Here is an 18082-nt window from a genome sequence, read left to right as displayed (position 1 = left end):
GAGAGTTGACATGCTGTCCATTGAACACCTGACCCTGCAATTGCCGTATTACACCAGCTGGTGGCGACGCCGCTGGGCCGAGGTATTGAGCGACGTTTCACTCGAGCTTCACCCCGGCGAGGTGCATGCCGTGGTGGGCGCTTCGGGAGCGGGCAAGAGCCTGCTCGCCCATGCACTGCTGGGTCTGCTGCCCGAGCCCAAACACCAAACCGGCCGCCTGACCTTCCAGAACCGGGCGCTTACCGCTGCGCGTCAGCGCCAGCTAAGAGGTCGTGAACTGGCCTTGATCCCCCAGTCGCTCGATGCACTCGACCCTCTGGTCCGCAGTCAGCGTCAGGTCAGTTGGGCGGCAAGCCGCGCAGGTCACGCCAGGTCTGATGCATGGCAGGCAGCCGGGCAAGCGCTCACTCACTACCAGTTGGATGAACGTGGCAGGCAGGCCTTTCCCCATGAACTGTCCGGCGGCATGGCACGGCGCGTACTCACCGCCATGGCCCATGTGAGCCACGCGCAGTTGATCATCGCCGACGAACCCAGCGTCGGCCTCGACCCGCAGCAGCGCAACCGGGTGCTTGACGCTTTGGCGGCACTAGCCCTCGAAGGCAAGTCAGTGTTGCTGATTACCCACGATCTGCGCCACGCCCTGCCCATTGCCCAGCAAGTCACCCTCATGAACCAAGGGCGATGTATCGAAACCGCATGCGCCAGCGCCTTCCGGGGCGACGGTGACACCTTGGCCACCGGCTACGCCAGGGCGCTGTGGCAGGCGCTGCCGGACAACCATTTTGGCGTGCTCACAACCACACAGGCCCAGAACGTTGCTTAGCGCCTATCGCTTACATCATGCGTTTGCCGACAAGACGGCCGTGCTGGATAACGTGTCCCTATCACTTGAGGCGGGCGAGTGGGTAGGGCTTAACGGCCTTTCCGGGGCGGGCAAGTCGACCCTTGGCCAACTGCTGGCGGGGCATCTCACACCCCAGGCGGGAGTGATAAAGGTGGACGGCGCAGCGCCGCCACGAAGCGGCTTGCAACCCGTGCAATGGCTGCCCCAGTCGCCGGAGCTTTCGGTCAATCCACGCTGGCGGGTCAAGCGCATTCTGGAAGAAGCCTGGACACCCTCGACAGCGTTGCGTGAAGCCTTCGGGATCGAACCCGGCTGGTTGAACCGCTACCCCAGCGCGCTATCCGGCGGCGAACTGCAGCGCGTCTGCGTACTGCGCGCCCTGGCCCCCGGGGTGCGCTATCTGATAGCGGATGAAATATCCAGCATGCTCGATCCCCTCACCCAGCTTGCCCTTTGGCAAGCACTGCGCCAGGTGGCCGATGAGCGTCGGCTTGGCGTGCTGGTCATCAGCCACGACGCGGCCCTGCTTGAACGCCTCTGCCCAAGACGATTGACGCTCAGCGAGGGGCGGCTGAGCCCGCCTGCGCGGCACGGCGCTCAAAGCGCCTGAGCCCCAGCGCCACAACCAGCGTCACGCCAAGCAGCAGCCACGATCCCAGCGCCACGCCCTGCCAGCCCGCCCACTGCCAGAACGGCTCCAGCCAGAAACCGCCCAGGCTGGCCCCCACGTAGTAGAACACCAGATACAACGCCGAAGCGCTGCCCCGAGCGCCCTGGGCATGGCGACCCACCCAGCTTGAGGCCAGCGAATGGGCCAGGAAAAACCCAAATGCGTTGATGGTCAGCCCAAGGATAATCAGCAAAAGGGAATTCGCCAGCGTGATCGCCGTGCCCAGCATCAGGATCGCCACGCCCATGCTCATGCAGGTCGCCGGTGAGAAGCGCTGGGCCAGCCGCCCTGAAAGCGTCGACCCGACGGTACCGCCCAGGTAGGTCAGAAACACCAGCCCCAGGCTGCTCGCCGCCAATTGATAAGGCGACTCCGCCAGGCGGAACGTAATATAACTGTACTGGTTGATGAAGATCAGGAAGTTGATGCCGCCCAGCGCATAGGCGGCGAGCAGGACCGGATTGCGCAAGTGCCCGGCCAGATCACCCAGTGCGACGCGCAACTGAAAGCGCTGCGGACGAAACGCCTGACTGTTGGGCAACAGCCGCCAGAATACCGCACAGCCCACCAGCGTCAGCACACCCACAGTTAAAAACGCCGCCGAGGGCCCGCCGATATCCGCCGCCACGCCACCGACCACACGCCCGCTGATGCCGCCCAGCGAATTGGCGCCGATGTACAGCCCCACCGCGCTGAGTAGCGCGGGTTTATCGAACTCGTCACCCATCCAGGCGATCGCCACCGCGGGCAGGCCACCCAATACAAAGCCCTGCACCAACCGCAGCGCCAACAGGGTTTCAAAAGTGGGCGCAAAGGCCAGCGCCAGCGAACAACCACCGGCCAGCAAGAGCGTAATGCGCATAATACTTTCGCGGCCGATCGCGTCGGAAAGTGGCCCGAATACCAGCAGTGCCAGAGCCAGCGACAACGTCGATACCGACATCAGCAGACTAACCACCAGGGTAGACACGCCGTAGGTCTCTTTTAGCCCCGGCAGCAACGGCTGCGGGGCATAAAGATTGATGAACACCAGAAAGGAGCCCAGGCAGAGGGCAAAGGTCGCGCGCCACCAGGCACGGGTGTTGGCTTCGATCATGTGATGCTCAACGGTGAGAAAGGTCCGCTACATCGACCGAGAGGCGTTGAGCGGCAACGCGTCCTTGAGCTTGGCCAGGTGTGACGGGGCCAGCGGCCGCCGCGATTGCCAGTAGTAGCGTTTCCAGTAGACATTATCCAGGCTGGAGATAATTACCCCCTGCGAGGTAGAGGCGTGCAGGAAATGCCCGTCGCCAACGTAAATGCCTACATGGTTATACGCTCCCGGCGGGCGGAAGAACACCAGATCGCCCGCCTGTAATTCCTGGCGGTCGATCGGGCGTCCCTCATGGACTTGCCCACGGGTGGAGCGTGGCAGCTCCAGCTCAAAGGTGTCGCGGAAGATGTTGCGTACCAGCGCCGAGCAGTCGATGCCACGCTGGTTGGTGCCACCAAGTCGATATGGCGTGCCTACCCACTGCTCATGCTGGGCCAGCAGTGCCTCGCGCACCTGCTCGGTTGGCGAGGCCTGCCAATTCCCGAAGGCATCGTATTGCCCATCGAAGGGCGACATCTGCGTCTTCCAATCGTCAGGCAGGCCCGGCATCGAGCGGGCAAAATAATCATCGGGCGTATCGTCACGCGGCACGCTGGTCGCACAGCCACTCAGCACAACGACCATACAGCCAGCTATCGCAAGAGGCGCATGGCGTTCACGTAATCGACCAGAATAAAGATTGATAAAACGAGCAGCGGTAACAGCAATAGTTGGCAACGCAACCATGCGCGATCCCTCGTCAATAATTGAATAAAAACACCAGTGGCCAGACCTATTCTTGGCTGAGCTAATACTGGTTAACCATGACTATAAGCCAAAATACCTACGTTAAGCGAGTCTCAATGCAAGGTACGTTGATCGCCGGGCAACGTATCGATGTGCAGCGGCGCAAAATGACGCGGCTTGTTGCCGGGAAAATCCAGGCTCGCCCAAGGCCCCGCCAGTATCGGTGCCGCGCACAGCCAGGCGACCAACGCCTGCCGAAAACTGGCCAGAAAGCTCTCCCGCTCGGGGGTTTCCCCCATGAAGAACGAGAAACCAGCGTACATGCCAGCCGCGTAATCCTGCCAGCCCGAGTAGTGATCCGCCGCCAGCTGATAGGCGCGCCCCAGCACATCGGCAAAGGACGTGGATGATAACCAGCCCAATTGGCGACCGGCAATGGCCAGGTCGACAATCTGGGCAATGTCCCAGGCCGCCATGTCGATCTCGTTGCACCCATCCTCGTTATCGCGCACGCGGCGCAGCCTCAGCAGGTGATGGCGATCCTCCTCCGCACAATCACCGGACTCCAGAATGGCAATCTCGGCTTCCAGGCGCTGAGTATTGAGTGTGTAAGGCTCGTAATTGATTTGGTATTCCTGGCGGTCACCCGCCTCCAGCATGGACGCCAGAAAGGTCTGCATATCGTCGGCGCTGGCCAGGTGATAATGGCTTTCCACCCACTCACGAATCTCCGCGCACTCGCGGGGACTTTCCTGCTGGGGCTCACTCCATACCGCACTGTTCAGCGGTCCAACCAGGGACATCGCGGTAAACTGGCTGAGCGTCGGTCGCTCGCTGGGCTCGCGCCAGGCATCGGCGCGCCAGTCCAGCCAGTGGAACAGACTGCCCGGATCTTCCAGATGCCAGGCAATTTCATTGCACAGCGAGGCGTGCTCGCTCTCCGGCAGGCAGTGCTCCCAGGCCAGCCACGCCTCCAGCATGCGCTTGGCATTGGGATAAAAGCGGCACAAACAGCTGCGCAGCGAGCGCGCGTAATCCAACAGCGCTTCCGTCTCGAGCAGTTCGCTGTTGAGGGCCATATGCAGGTAGAAGGCAAACTTCTCGGCCATGTGGATTGTGGCGGCATGACGACTGACACCTTTCAGCGCCTGGCGCTGGGCGTTAACCGGGAAGTCCGGCTGACCAAACAGCGTCGCGGAAGGCGGCATGACACCGTGGGCCGCATCGGCAGCGAGCTGATTCAGATGATGCGCCTGAGCGGGCAGCCAGTAGCGCGCCATGGCCGCCGCACCCTCATCGGCATGCAACCCTAAGGACCCATCCAGGTACTCTCCTGCCTCGACGCGCTGCGCTTCGCTCAGCGGGGCGCCGGGATTGGCCAGCCGCAGCATGGCATCCGGCTCGCGCACGCCCGCCATGGCCAGCAACCAGCGGTGTGGCGTATTGCGCCATTGGCCAAGCATTTCGCGCGAGGCAGCCTGGGTCTCGGCGTCCAGCAGGTCGTCAACGGCGACCTGCCAAGGGCTGAACGAGCCGCTCAGCAACAGCGTCTCGCGTTCAGACGGCGTCATGTCGCGCCGGTCAATGCCATCAAACAAGCTCTGGCCTCGTCGGTAGGCAACAATCACCGCCCGCCAGTCGTGGTAGCGGCGCTGCATCAGTTCGGCGGCGTGCGCCGCAAAGGCATCCGCCTCGGCCTGACTCAACCAGCCGCTACAGGCGCCCGCCCAGGCCAGCTCGACCAGCCGCAACCAATCCCAGGCGGCCCACTCCAGGGGCTCGCCCTGGTTGACAAAGCGGCACAGCACGCTGGCGTGGTGCGAATCGGGCTGGGCATTGCGTTGCCACTCCTGGCGCTGGGCCGCGTCCATGGCAAGCAGGTCGCGCGCTTCAACATCCCAGCGCTGGCGTTCACCCTGGGCACCCAGCCATAACAGCCCGGTCAGCAGCTCGTCGCGGCTGTCGATGTCCCAAGCGGTACCTAACCAGTTGACCGCATCAGGCCAATCCGCCTTGCTTGCCGGGTAATTCAGCAGCGGGCGAAACAGCGCACACAGCCGCCAGGGCTGAGCGCCAGGCGACGTAGGCCACAGGGCGACTTCACCGTGCTCGCGCAACGCCGTCTCAAACATTTCCCAGGTGATCCCCGCGCCCTCGGCTTCCGAATCCGCCAGCACCTGACAGGCATCAATAAAACGGTCATCGGCCCCGGAGGCCCAGCCACGCACGCCCAGGGAGCGGCGCACATCGCCCAGCCAACTGCGCAGGTCGCGGTACTCACGATGAATACGCTGCATCACGCAGCAGGCCCAGTCGCTGGCCTGCTCGGGGCTTATCCACCCCGCTGCACCGGCCAACGCCGCCCATTCAAGCGCTGCCAGCAGTTGATCCGCCTCGCCTGCCGGCGCATGCATCGCAACCCACCATTGCTCGGCCAGTTCACCCCGATGGGCAATCCCCTGGCCCAGCAAACGCTGCTCTGCCGCCCCCGCATCCACCGATAAGGGATGCGGCGTAAAATGCCAATCGCACAGCACCAACTGCTGCGCCCACCAAGCATGTAGCGCGTCACCCAAGAGACACCTCGACAAAAAACACCCACTGCCCGCAGGCAAGCTTAAAGCCGCTTAGTGTAACGGAAACAGCTCCAAAGGCCGATAGATGTTGAAGGCGGGTTTTCAAAGCCAAGTGCAGGCGGGGTTTGTAGGAGCACAACTTGTTGCGCGATCAGCAAGCATCCCGGCACCGAAGGTTATCGCCCGACGAAGTCGGGCGCTGGCCTACAAGGGCTTTACGAGCGAAGGTTAAGGACTGGGTATAACACCTCCTACGGCGCTGGACGCATACCGCTAGCCGATAGCGACCTGATAGGCATGGGCGACCTTCAGCACGGTTGCCTCATCCCAGCGTCTCCCCACCAGTTGCATACCGACAGGGAGGCCTTCTGAAAAGCCGACCGGCACGCTCATTGCCGGGTGCCCGCTCACATCAAACGGGGCGGTGTTGTGCAGATTGCCAAGCGCACCGGCGAGTGTGCTGGTGAGGTGTTTATCTGCCGGCCTGCTGACCGCTTTCATGGCGGTGGTGGGCATGATCAGCAGGTCATATTCCTGCAGGGCCTTGTCATAATCGCGAGCTAGCCGCCGACCGATATTCTGGGCCTTACCGTAGTAGTGGCGATTATACTGCTCGGACATGTAATGCCCGGCGAGCACCGTCATCTTCACAGTGTCGCTGAAGTCATGGCCACGGGCGCGGCGAGCCCGTCCGTAAAAGTCCATCAGTTGCGTACTGTAATGGCCGCGCCAGTTGGTGCCGTAACCATCGCCCCTGACCATCAGCTCGGTCGCACCCTCAAAGGCGATCGCACTCCACAACGCCAGCCCGTCGCTGTGCATGGGGACTGAGACCTCCGAGGCACGCGCCCCGGCTTTTTCCAGTATGCTGACGGCCTCTCTCACAGCGGCGTCCACGTCCGGTTCACTGACACCGGCAATGCCAAACCCTTCACGCAGGATGCCAATACGCAAACCTGCAAGGTCTTCGCTAAGCGATTCGGTATATTTCGCCGTGCGTACATCGTACTGGCGCGGATCCAACCCATCCGAGCCAGCCAGCACTTCCAGCATGCGCGCGCAATCTTCCGCAGTGCGCGCCATGGGGCCCACATGATCGATTGTCAGCTCAATCGGAAAGATCCCCGTGTAAGGCACCAGGCCATGGGTGCCTTTGATGCCGTAACAGCCACTCCACGAGGCGGGCAGCCGAATGGAACCGCCCTGGTCGCCCCCAAGCGCCATATCCACTTCACCATTAGTCACCACCACGGCGCTGCCGTTGGAGGAGGCCCCGGCCAGCCGGTCATGATCGTGCGGATTTACCGGCTGAGGCTCGGGATAGCCGGTACAGCCGCCACCGTCAAAACAGAACGCAGGTACGGCCGTCTTGCCGATGATATGCGCGCCAGCGTCGAGCAGCCGTGTGACCACGGTGGCGTCTTCCCGGGGCACAAAACCTTCCATGATCGGCGAACCATTCATCATGGGAATGCCTGCCAGCGCGATATTGTCCTTTAACGCCACTGTTCGACCGGCTAACGGTCCTTCCTTGGCCCCAGGCACCGAACACTTCCACGCCCAGCCATTGAGCGGGTTGTCGTCACCTACCGGGCGATAACCCAATTCTGACCGAGGGTAGTTGACCGGCAGTGATTCATCCGCCAGTTCATCCAGGCGATCATAAATGGCCATTGAGCCCGCAACGGCGGACTGGAACTCGCTCAGTTCATCAAAGGAAAGGTCAAAACCGTAATAATCGGAAATGGCCGCCAAGGTATCAATGCCGGGTCGCTTCACGCTCATGGTCAACTACTCCTATAAACAGACGGTTGCCTGAAAAGGCATCTAGTAAGGGAGGAACAAACTACCTCTCCAACAAGCTGTGGTAATGGTGTGGCAGGCGCATCGCCACCAGGTCCTTGCGGCGCACAGCGCTGTTCGGGTAAGCCGACTCCAGGTTGCTCGTGTCGATGGCAAGCTGAATGCAGCCCCTGGCGCTGGTCATCAGCGCCTCCTGGCGAGGGAAATGGAACGTATCCGGTCCGAATATACCGCTTAATCCGGGTAAACCCGACTCGGGCATATGCACATTGGCGAAGGCGAAATAGCAGTTGTTCTCGCCACCACGCACCCGGTAATGGTGCCAATGGTGTTCGTCCGGGCCGGTAGAAATAGGGGCTGGCTGACGAATGCCTGTACCGGGATGCGCACTATGAAAAGGCCCGGGTAAGGCGGCAGGGCAAGCGATCACATCACACCCTCGCAGCGCCAGAATACGCCCCGCCTCGGGAAAATCGGCATCATGGCCGATCAGCATTCCCACGCGACCTAAGGGTAAATCGCCGCTAACCCAACGTTCGCCTGGTGTTGCCCATTCTCGATCAACCTCGGTTAAATGAATCTTGCGATACACCTCCATAACGCCCTGCGCCCCCACAAGAGCGGCCGCATTATAGAGATGCCCATCCTCCTGCTCCGCGAAACCCACCACGTAGTACTGTTGACGATCCTCGGCGAGTCGACAGAGTGCGCTGAAAGCAGGGTGCTCCGATGAAATAGGATTGATCGCGCCAGCGTTCAGTCCCGTCAGGGCTAACTCGGGCAGAACCACCAGCTCGGCATGCTCTGCTTCGGCGATCAGCGCCATACATTGGGAAAGATTATCGTCGAGATTGTTCGAAGGGGAGAATTGAGCAACCGCAATGGTACTTGCCTTGCCCTTGGGCAGTGGCTGATGACCATAAAGCCTGAAAAAGTCCAACGGGTTCCAGGCGTAAGTTTGATGAAGTAACTCATGATAGAGATCTGGCCGACGCTCATTGGCTAACGGCCCTGTTACTCGGTCGGTATCAATCTCGCCCAGCACGACTCCATCGCCGTCATCCCTGCTCGCCTGGACATGTCCATCCGGGTCAATCACGCAGCTGCCGCCACTGAATTGAACACCGCGTTCAAGCCCCCAGCGGTTACTCTCGATAAGGTAGCAGCCATTTTCCCTGGCACGACTAATCCAATATGGGGCAGGTGCGCGCTCGGCAAGCCAATTACTCAGATGGCAGATGACATCGGCGCCCTGCAACGCCACCAGACGTGAGGTTTCAAGAAAATGAATATCCATGCAGATGAGCAGCGCAATCCGCCCAAGCGACGTCTCAAACACCTGATGGCCCGTATCCCCAGAGGCCGCCCACTTTGGCTCGGCAATGTAAGGGTGGCTTTTACGATGCTTACCCAGATACCCCTCTGGGCCCACTAGAACCGCGGTGTTGTAGTAAAGGCCGTTGGCAGGCTCCACTTCCGGCAGCCCGATAACGATATAGCAGTCAAGCTTCGCCGCCAAAGCGGCGAAGCATTCGGTTGAAGGCCCAGGTACCGGTTCTACATAGGGCGTCACTTCCTCCCTGTCATACCAGCAGTAACCGGTAAGGCCCATTTCCGGCGTGATGATCAGCCGCGCCCCCGACGCAGCCGCCTCTTCCACCAACCGTTTCAGCGCATCGATATTGCGCTCTTTGGCTAACATTTCAGGCTCAAACTGCACCGTGGCGGCAAGGTATTTCATTGTTACCTCCCCGCTCGCTAGCGTGCTTGTCCAACGATGGACTTAAGGATGGAAGCACCTAACGTATACTTTGGATCCACCATATTGCCCAACCGCACACGCCCTGCCTGGGTGAGCAGCATGTAAGCCTCGATCTCATCGAAATCGAACTCTGCCGCCAGCCAGCGAACCAGCTCTCGGTAGGCAATGCGCGAGGCATCTTCCATCGGCCGTGCGGAACCAATGGTCATATAGAACTGCTCGTTTTCCAGGCGCGGCCACTTGAACGTCCAATCCTTAATCAAGTCGACCTGTACGGTTGTCACGGTAGGGTGCTCAATCGCCACGCCGCACAATTCACCATCGCCCTGGGCTGCATGACAGTCCCCCAGATAAAGGTAGGCACCTTTGGTATGCACCGGCAGATAGATGACTGCTCCAGGCGCCACATCGGGTAAGTCCATATTGCCGCCGTAATAATCGGGAACCAGCGAGCTAATCGACTCTATCTCTGGCGAGACCCCAATGGTGCCAATAAATGGCTGATACGGCAGGGTTATTTTATCGGTCCACTTCACGCCGGTTTCCGCGTCAACGTCTACCTTCTTAACCCGCTCCGGCAGTGGTTCATTGAGTAGCGCGGTGTCACCGGTCGCCACCAAACCACCAAATTCGGTAATCAGCGCCGTCGTACCACAAGGCTGCGGGCCACGGGGTTTCATGTCGCGGATATACACCGCCAGGCAGTCACCCTTCTCGGCCCCTTCTACGTAGATCGGCCCGTTTTGCGGATTAAGGTAAGGCAGATTAAGCAATTCGCTTGGCTTGTCGCTTTCCGAGCGCAGTTTGCCTTCGAAAGCATCATGGGTTTCCGCACTGACGATATCCCCCGGCTGAATATGCAGCACGGGCTTGGGGTTGGGCCCAAGCGTATAGTGATACTGACCTTGAACCGCCTCTGTCAGTTGGTGGGTAGTACCCGGCTTACCGCTGGCGACGGCGCGACGCGCCATGATGGAATGATCAAACCAATTCATTGTTCTACTCCTTTTTATGTACTGTTTAGGTACTTTTAGCTGCTTTCAGTCATCGCTCCAGGAACTGCAGACCGGAGCTTGCGTCATGGTGAAATGAACCTACGCTTCGCATGCCCACCTTGGGGTCACGCCCTACCCTCAAACCGCCAGAATGCGACGCATCGCGTCACGGTCACGGAGTTGTTCCCTAGCCAGCTCGTGGGTGATTTGCCCCTTGTCCATGACGTAGCAGCGCTGCGCCATGGTCATGATCATGTCCAGGTTCTGCTCGACGAGCAGAATCGTGACGCCCAGCTCACGGTTGAGCTTGAGAATGTTGCGCGAAATGTCCTTGACGATATTCGGCTGGATACCTTCCGAGGGTTCATCGAGCAGCATCAGCTTCGGCTTGCCCACCATGGCCCGGCCGATCGCCAGCTGTTGCTGCTGTCCACCACTGAAGGTGCCCGCCCGCTGATTGGCCCGCTCGCGCAGGATAGGAAAGAACTCGTAGACCCGCTCATAGTCGACGCCCTCTCCTGGCTGCTGGAGCATCTCGCCAACCTTAAGGTTTTCCCAGACGGTCATGCGCGAGAAGACCTCGCGTCCCTGCGGGATATAGCCAATACCCAAGCGCGCACGCTGGTGGGATTCGAGCGTACTGATATCCTCACCATCGAAGCGGATAATGCCCTGTCGATGCCTGAGAAGACCGATCAGCGTCTTCATCAAGGTCGTCTTGCCGACGCCATTCCGGCCGATGACGGCCACCACCTCTCCCCGGCCAACACTCAAGCTGACCTCTTGCAGAACAGAGGTTGTCCCATAGCCAGACGTGACGCCCTCCACGCTCAGCAGATCTGTATTATTCGTCGTCATCGGCTGTCCCCAGGTAAATACGTGCGACCTCTTCGTTAGCCTCGATATCGTTGATCGTGCCTTCCGCGAAGATCTCACCGAAGTTCAGTACGCTGACCTTATGGGCAATCTGGCGTACGAATTCCATATCGTGCTCGACCGCCAGAATGGACATCCCCTGGCGATTGAGGGCTTGGATCATCTCGCCCGTGCGCGCCGTTTCTTCCGGCGTCATACCCGCCGTCGGCTCGTCGAGCAGCAGCAAACGTGGTCCAGTACTCACCGCCATGCCGATCTCAAGCCACTGCTGCTCGCCGTGGGAGAGCTCACCCGCAAGCTCGCCTGCCTTGTCGGTGAGCCTTACAAAGGCAAGGGCTTTGTCGATCGCCGCTGTCATTGAATCGCCATGCAGATGGTTCTGAACCGCGATCTGCATGTTTTGCCAAACGGACAGCTCAGCGAAGATACCCGGCACCTGAAACTTGACGGCGATGCCCTGTTTCACGCGTTCAAAGGAACGAAACTTGGTGATGTCCTTCTCCGAGAAGAATATCTTTCCGGCGCTGGGTCGATGCTCACCAAGCACAAGCTTGAAAAACGTGCTCTTCCCCGCACCATTGGGGCCAATCAAACAGCGGATTTCACCGATCTCCATCGAAAAGTTCACATCCTGGGCAACTTTCACGCCGTCGAAATGTTTATATAAATGTTCGGTTCGCAGTAGGGTCACGACATACCCTCCTTACGCTTACGCAGGCGGACAAAGAGCCTGGCCAACCCCGGGATTAAGCCTTCCGGCAAATAGACCACGATGACGACCAATAGCAGTCCCATGATGACGAAGGCGTAGTAGCTGCCGTAGATCGTCAGATTCTGGAATATGCCCAGCACCACCAAGGTGCCTACCAGCGTCGCGGTAAGATCTTTGCGTCCACCCACTGCCACCCAGATAATGGGCAAGGCAGCAGCCGCCAAATCCATGTTGGAGGGGCTGATGTACTGCCCCCAGGCGGTATAGAGCACGCCGGACAGCCCCGCCAGCCCGCTGCCAATCACAAAGGCAATCAATTGATAGCGGCGCGTGTCATAACCAAGCATTTCAGCGCGATGCGGATTCTCACGAATCGCCACCAGCACATTGCCGAATCGCGAATTGACCAGCACCCGCAACCCCAGGTAGCAAAGCACCAGCAGGGCCAGAAGCAGGTAATAAAGCGGCACGCCCGAATACAGCGCGATATCGCCCCCCGGCCAAGGAATGGTCAACGGCGGCATACCGGTCATGCCATTGTCGCCACCCAGCCGTGCATCGCCGATCGCCCATTGCGAGCCAGCGGTCTGTGCCATAAAGGTGGCAAATACCAGCGTGGTCGACAGCGTAACGATACCCAGGAAGACACCGCTGATTCGCCCGTAGAAAAGAATGTAACCAAGTAGCGCCGCCCCCAGGCACGACACCCCAACCCCAATCAACACGCCGACGAGGGTCATACCGTAAGCCGCGCCAAAGTTGATCGTGACGACACCGTACGTGTATCCGGCAAGCCCGAAGAAAGCCGTCTGGCCAAAGCTGAGCGACCCCGTGTAGCCCCAGATCAACGACAGCCCAAGCGCCATGAACACCCAGCAAAAGAAGTAGGCCGTATTACCGACGCTCCAGGCATCCGCAAAGGCGGGGTAAACGATGGCGGCCCCAATGGCCAAGGCAAAGCCAACCCAAAACAACGGGCCGCGACCCAGTGTTTGCGGACCGTTAACGAGCCGCATCCAGTTGGGAACTCGAGACGACGAAGGTGTCGTCACCGATCCTTCTCGCTGCAACATACCCATTTATGTACGCCCCTTGAGTAACCAGCCAGACAGGCCTTGTGGGAGAATGCGGATAACCACCATGACGGTTATTAATAGCCCCACCTGGCCTATTAGCTGCCCTTGCCAACCGGTCAGAAAGGCCTTGATGACCGCGAGTGTGGCCGCCGCCGGTGCGGTACCCAGGAACACATCCGCGCCACCGACAACCACCGTCACGAAGCTCTCGACCAGGAAATTGGCACCCAGCGTCGGCACGATGGAAATCGTCGGTGCATAAAGCGCACCGGCCAACCCGGCCAGGGCCGCCCCGAGGCCAAAGGTGAGTGAGTACATACGTCCGGTGTCGATACCCGCCGCTTTCGCCATGTGCGGTGCTTGAATGGTGGCGCGCGAGTGGATGCCGAACGTCGTATGGTGAAACAGCACATACAGGCCAACGAGAAGAAGCACGGCGACCCCAAGCAGCACCATCCGATAGGTAGAGTATGTGTAGTCGCCCACCGAAAAGCTGCCAAGCGGCGTACTGATGCCCGACATGCTTGAGCCAAGCAGGATCAGCGTGCCCTGGGTAAGAATCAGGCTGATCCCCCAGGTGGCCACAATAGAGTCCAGCGGCCGGTGATAGAGGCGGTGGATGATCGTGCGCTCTAGCACAATGCCAAGTATCCCGGCGGCCAGACTGCCACACAGCATCGCGATGGGCAGTGGCACCCCCAGGCGTGCCGTTACGACCGTGACGTAGGCGCCGCACATGATGAATTCACCATGAGCCAGGTTGATGATGCCCATCATCCCGAAGATCACCGCAAGCCCCATGGCAGATAGCACCAGAAAAGCAAACGCATCCCCAAACTGATAGAAAGCTGTGAACGCTAAATGTAGGTATTCCATATCCAGCTCCTGGGCAGGAAACGCCCGCGAGGTTTCCCGCTTAATGCAAACTCACAGGTCAGGCAGGGTGACGTTCACCACCCTGCCGGGACGATGCGTGATATTTACTCGTTGGGAGGGCTAGAGGGGGTGTACTGGGCACTTGGGTCGTTCTGGGTCAGGTCGCAACCATTGTCACCCAGCCAGTACGGCTCGATATTTTCCCAGGTTTCAGGGAAGGAGATCTCGTGGTTCTCATCCACTTTTGCCAGGAAGATATTGTGAGACATATGCTGGCTTTGCGGATCGAGACACACCGTGCCAGAAGGGCCATCAAAGCAGACATCTCCCTCGGCGATGACGGCGCGAAGGTCTTCCTTGTCGGTCGAGCCATCGGCACGCTCAACCATCTGCTTGTAAAGGTACATGGCGATATAAGAGTTGGCGGCTTCCTGATTCACATAGGGCGTATCAGGGAAGCGCTCATAGAATTTCTCAACGAACGCATTCGCCTCAGGGGTATCCACTTCTTCGATGAAGTTCGTTGTCACGAACATGTTTGCAAGGCTTGGTGGCGCAAACCGCTTATGTTCGTAGCCCTGCCCAACGTTCACCGATGAAGCCATGGGGATCCCAAGGTCTGCAGACCCCGCTTGCTCGTAGTAGGACGCCTGATTGGAACCGACCAGCAGGGTGACGACGAAGTCCGGGGCTTCCCCCTGAATGTTTTGGATGGTTTGCGAGAACTGGGAAACATCCAGAGGGATGAACTCCTCGCCCACGATTTCGCCGCCTTCCTCTTCAACAATCTGACGCACCCACTCTGCCGAAATCTGGCCAAAGTTATAGTCCGCGGCAATCGTATAGACGTTCGGGCCATACTCTTCCATCATCCAGGGAATCAGCGTCGAGAACTGCTGCTCTGGGACCGCGCCGGTCACGATCATGTTGGCGTCGCACACACCGCCTTCATACTGGTTATTATAGAACGCCAAGCCGTCGAACTGGTTGACTATCGGGCGATACGCTTCACGCGATGACGACGCAAAACCCGCAAAGACGGTATCCACCTGATCACGCTGCAGGACCCGCCGCATCAACTCCTGGTAACGACGATCATCCGATTGCGTATCGTAAACGACCAGCTCGACCTCACGACCCGCAATACCGCCCGCATCGTTGATTTCCTCAGCTGCCAACTCAATGGCACTCACCTTGGCCTGCGTCACCGCGGCAAAGTTGCCCGACTGGTCCTCAAGCACACCTATCTGGATGGGATCATCCGCTGACGCCTGGGTCACGAAAGTGCCCGCCAACAACGTCGTCAAGGTGGCCGTTTTCTGGATTGTTGAGTATTTCATTTGTATACCCCTGATGTAGTTTTACTTTTTCCTTCCTCGCCGTCCTGCAGCAAAACAGCTCCCTAATCGCCTCTGCCTAAAATGAGAAGCGACCTTTTGCTCTTGAAGCCTGACCGATATATTCCGCTTCGACCGATCTCAATCAGTCCGCTATAAATAACCGTTCAATCGGGTCTCCCGAAGACGATGGACCGAGTCGATCTCCTCTTTGAGTGCCGCCACCGCGATCTCACCCGAGACGATCATTGCCGCCAAATCCTCAAGGGATAGCCGGCGGTTCATGCTCGCCGACCGCAATAGGGCAAAGGCGTCATTGACCGAAATTCCGATATCCTCGATGAGCTTGATCGCCGCCGTGCAGACGACCTGGCGGGCACGAACCTGCTGCTCCAGACGATGAAGTTGTTGCTCCGTCTGGCAGGACTCGTTATAGGTTTGGTAAGCGATGATGAGACTGGCCAGAATACCGGCCTTGCGTAACGGCTTGGTCAGATAGCCGCACACACGGCGCTCGATGAACCAATTGACTGAACTCGGCGCATCCGAACCGATCAATGCAATCGCCGGCCCCTGGACGCTGTCGATCATCTGCGTGATGCTGCCAAATTGGCGTCCCAGTTCATCGTCGAAGAACACCAGGTCAAACGGCTTGCCAGTCTCCGCCTCATCGTGACTTTCATGAACGACCGGGGTTACGCCCAGTTCCACAAGGAACTGAGTCAGCACCGCTCGATCCTTTTCAGCGGCACACACAATCAATGCCCGGTGCCCCCTGAAGTTGCGTCGCGTGGTAACCGTCATCGCACGATCCTCAAGCCAATGTTGTTCTGAGCAATGGGCGTTTCCGACTGCGCTGGCCCTGATCCACATGCTTCCGCCCATACGAGATAAGGATCCGGGCGAACGGGTGCCGTGGCTTCTGAAATCACCTCGAACGTCGCGTCTTCGCTGGATATCCCCAGCCGAACAGTCAAGTAACTGTGGTTACTCTCGGGATCGACATGCACCCTTCCCTGGGGCGCCTGGAACGACGCTCCATGCAAGGCTTTTTTCACCCGGTCGATATCAACGGAATCAGCACCAGCCAAAGCAAGGGCGAGTAGATGCACAGTATTGTAGGAAGCCTCTGCGTCGGCACTCGGCAGGGCATCATGGCCGTAACGTTGGCGATAACTGGCAACGAACTGCTTGTTAACCGGCGTGTCGATCGTCGAGAAGTAAACGCTGGATGCGAGATGCCCAGCACACGCCTGAGGACCAATCTGGGCAAGTTCCGGCTCGCAGAGCGTACAGCTGCCAACCACAGTCTTTTGTAGCGCTGCATTTTCACCCCGCGCCTTGGCAAACGCTCGGTAGAACGCATAGCTGGACTCACCGATCAGCATGTTCATGATGAACGCGGGCTGCTTTTCGTGGATCTCTTCAATGATACGGGCCACATCCAGATCACCGACCTGCAGGTAGCGCTCGGCGATCATTTTTCCGCCATGCGCCTTGGTCAGCTCTCTGATGATGCGGCCGTTTTCCCAGGCCCACACGTAGTTGGAGCCCACGAAGTAGACATCTCGGGTGATATGGGCGAGCACATGGTCCATCAGCGGGAGGACATGCTGGTTCTGAACGGCGCCGGTGTAGATGACGTTATTATTGGTCTCAAACCCTTCGTAGTGAGACGGATACCACAGCAAGCCATCGTATTTTTCGAAAATCGGGATGACTTCTTTGCGACTGGAAGACGTATAGCAACCAATCACATGCTTCACGCCCTCATGGCGCAGCAAACGCCGCACGTGGGTGCTGTAAGCAGCGTTGTCACCGGCTGGCTCGCATTCGATAGGTACAAGTTCAAAGGGGAAGCGTTTGCCCTGGTTGACCTCTTCCAGCGCCAGCATCGCCCCATCTCGCATTGAGCGGCCAACGGTGGCGTAAGGGCCCTGGGTGGAAAAGAGTATGCCAACCGGAATACGACTGTTCATTGAACGACCTTCCTGTTTGCGGACATAAAAAAAGGGCTCACAACGCTACCTGACGGTAACGATGGGAGCCCTATTGCTCTGTGCTCTTTCGGCATATGCCGACGCACAATATGTCTATTACAGAATTTAGATTGTGACCCTTTATCGACTTTGTCAACCCACTGACGATATTTTTAAAGTCGAAGATCACACCCTAAAATTCTTAATATTGAGTTAAAGCAACAAGCGTGCCAACTGACCAACGCCTGCCATAACGGCTTTTTCACACGCCTCACCAACCATCGATGCGCGCTTTTGACTCAAAAGTAAGCTGCGACGCCCCGAACAGGTGCAACTGGTCCTCTAAGCCTTCAATTCGTTGGGCAATCATCAAGTATCCCGCTACCAAGCGTTATTCATACGCCGACAGTAAAATAACATTGATCGTCCGCCCGGCTTTTTGGGTCATGGCCTCGATGTAGCGACGTCACGCCCCGATTGAGTAGCACTACCGATTAGAATCCGATCCTATACGTTGGTGGGCGATATCTAAGTGGCGTTGCTTTGTTTTTGATCAAGCCTGAAAAACCAGACCAAAACAACCACATCGAATCGTTCAATGCGCGCTTTGGGGATAAATGGCTGATTGAGCATCGATTCACCAACCTTCATCCCTAACCCATAGCCCGACCTAACCGCATTCGAAGTCGATTTATCCCCACGCCTGATAAACGCTCTTCAGGGTTCAACGGCAACAACAGAGACGATTTCACCC

General features: G+C 58.6%; 15 protein-coding genes and 1 pseudogene. 3 read left to right on the top strand and 13 right to left on the bottom strand.

Annotated elements, in window-relative coordinates:
- Nucleotides 1-10 precede the first annotated feature (10 nt).
- On the top strand, nt 11-826 hold the full coding sequence (locus B7L15_RS04090) for an ATP-binding cassette domain-containing protein (protein WP_085917750.1): 816 nt from the start codon (nt 11-13) through the stop codon (nt 824-826).
- Complete coding sequence (locus tag B7L15_RS04085; RefSeq protein WP_085917749.1) at nt 819-1457, top strand: ABC transporter ATP-binding protein; 639 nt, start codon at nt 819-821, stop codon at nt 1455-1457. The genes B7L15_RS04090 and B7L15_RS04085 overlap by 8 nt, the downstream gene beginning before the upstream one ends.
- On the opposite strand, the gene B7L15_RS04080 is transcribed toward B7L15_RS04085, so the two are convergent.
- The 13 genes from B7L15_RS04080 to B7L15_RS04020 form a co-directional block, all read right to left on the bottom strand.
- Entirely contained in the window at nt 1405-2613 is a 1209-nt protein-coding gene (locus B7L15_RS04080; protein ID WP_085917748.1) for an MFS transporter, read from the bottom strand. The genes B7L15_RS04085 and B7L15_RS04080 overlap by 53 nt on opposite strands.
- Before the next feature lie 27 nt (nt 2614-2640).
- Nucleotides 2641-3336 (bottom strand): C40 family peptidase, encoded by a 696-nt coding sequence (locus tag B7L15_RS04075; protein WP_085917747.1) that lies wholly within the window; start codon nt 3334-3336, stop codon nt 2641-2643.
- A 113-nt stretch (nt 3337-3449) separates the two neighbouring features.
- Nucleotides 3450-5912 (bottom strand): YbeU/YbeR family protein, encoded by a 2463-nt coding sequence (locus tag B7L15_RS04070; RefSeq protein ID WP_085917746.1) that lies wholly within the window; start codon nt 5910-5912, stop codon nt 3450-3452.
- Between the two features lie 273 nt (nt 5913-6185).
- On the bottom strand, nt 6186-7697 hold the full coding sequence (locus tag B7L15_RS04065) for an amidase (RefSeq protein ID WP_085917745.1): 1512 nt from the start codon (nt 7695-7697) through the stop codon (nt 6186-6188).
- Between the two features lie 61 nt (nt 7698-7758).
- A complete protein-coding gene (locus B7L15_RS04060) occupies nt 7759-9456 on the bottom strand; it encodes a nitrilase-related carbon-nitrogen hydrolase (protein ID WP_085917744.1) in 1698 nt (565 codons plus the stop codon).
- A 17-nt stretch (nt 9457-9473) separates the two neighbouring features.
- Complete coding sequence (locus B7L15_RS04055; RefSeq protein WP_085917743.1) at nt 9474-10472, bottom strand: acetamidase/formamidase family protein; 999 nt, start codon at nt 10470-10472, stop codon at nt 9474-9476.
- Nucleotides 10473-10610: 138 nt separating this feature from the next.
- Nucleotides 10611-11330 (bottom strand): urea ABC transporter ATP-binding subunit UrtE, encoded by a 720-nt coding sequence (gene urtE, locus B7L15_RS04050; RefSeq protein ID WP_085917742.1) that lies wholly within the window; start codon nt 11328-11330, stop codon nt 10611-10613.
- Nucleotides 11317-12039, bottom strand: a complete 723-nt coding sequence (locus tag B7L15_RS04045; RefSeq protein WP_085917741.1) for an ABC transporter ATP-binding protein — start codon at nt 12037-12039, stop codon at nt 11317-11319. The genes urtE and B7L15_RS04045 overlap by 14 nt, the downstream gene beginning before the upstream one ends.
- Nucleotides 12036-13139, bottom strand: a complete 1104-nt coding sequence (locus tag B7L15_RS04040; RefSeq protein ID WP_217807976.1) for an ABC transporter permease subunit — start codon at nt 13137-13139, stop codon at nt 12036-12038. The genes B7L15_RS04045 and B7L15_RS04040 overlap by 4 nt, the downstream gene beginning before the upstream one ends.
- Complete coding sequence (locus B7L15_RS04035; RefSeq protein WP_085917740.1) at nt 13140-14012, bottom strand: ABC transporter permease subunit; 873 nt, start codon at nt 14010-14012, stop codon at nt 13140-13142. It abuts the gene before it with no gap.
- 104 nt (nt 14013-14116) lie between these two features.
- Nucleotides 14117-15352, bottom strand: a complete 1236-nt coding sequence (locus B7L15_RS04030) for an urea ABC transporter substrate-binding protein (RefSeq protein ID WP_085917739.1) — start codon at nt 15350-15352, stop codon at nt 14117-14119.
- Nucleotides 15353-15502: 150 nt separating this feature from the next.
- Entirely contained in the window at nt 15503-16153 is a 651-nt protein-coding gene (locus tag B7L15_RS04025) for an ANTAR domain-containing response regulator (RefSeq protein ID WP_176243630.1), read from the bottom strand.
- Complete coding sequence (locus B7L15_RS04020) at nt 16150-17328, bottom strand: transporter substrate-binding domain-containing protein (RefSeq protein WP_085917737.1); 1179 nt, start codon at nt 17326-17328, stop codon at nt 16150-16152. Before B7L15_RS04020 ends, B7L15_RS04025 begins: the two co-directional genes overlap by 4 nt.
- A gap of 534 nt (nt 17329-17862) precedes the next feature.
- Between B7L15_RS04020 and B7L15_RS04015 the strand changes: the two are divergent.
- A pseudogene (locus B7L15_RS04015) lies at nt 17863-17976 on the top strand (integrase core domain-containing protein); the annotation flags it as partial.
- Between the last annotated feature and the right edge of the window lie 106 nt (nt 17977-18082).

This window comes from Halomonas sp. CSM-2 (assembly GCF_002119345.1).
In the GTDB taxonomy this organism is placed as follows: domain Bacteria; phylum Pseudomonadota; class Gammaproteobacteria; order Pseudomonadales; family Halomonadaceae; genus Vreelandella; species Vreelandella janggokensis.
This window is presented reverse-complemented; position numbering and strand designations above follow the sequence as displayed.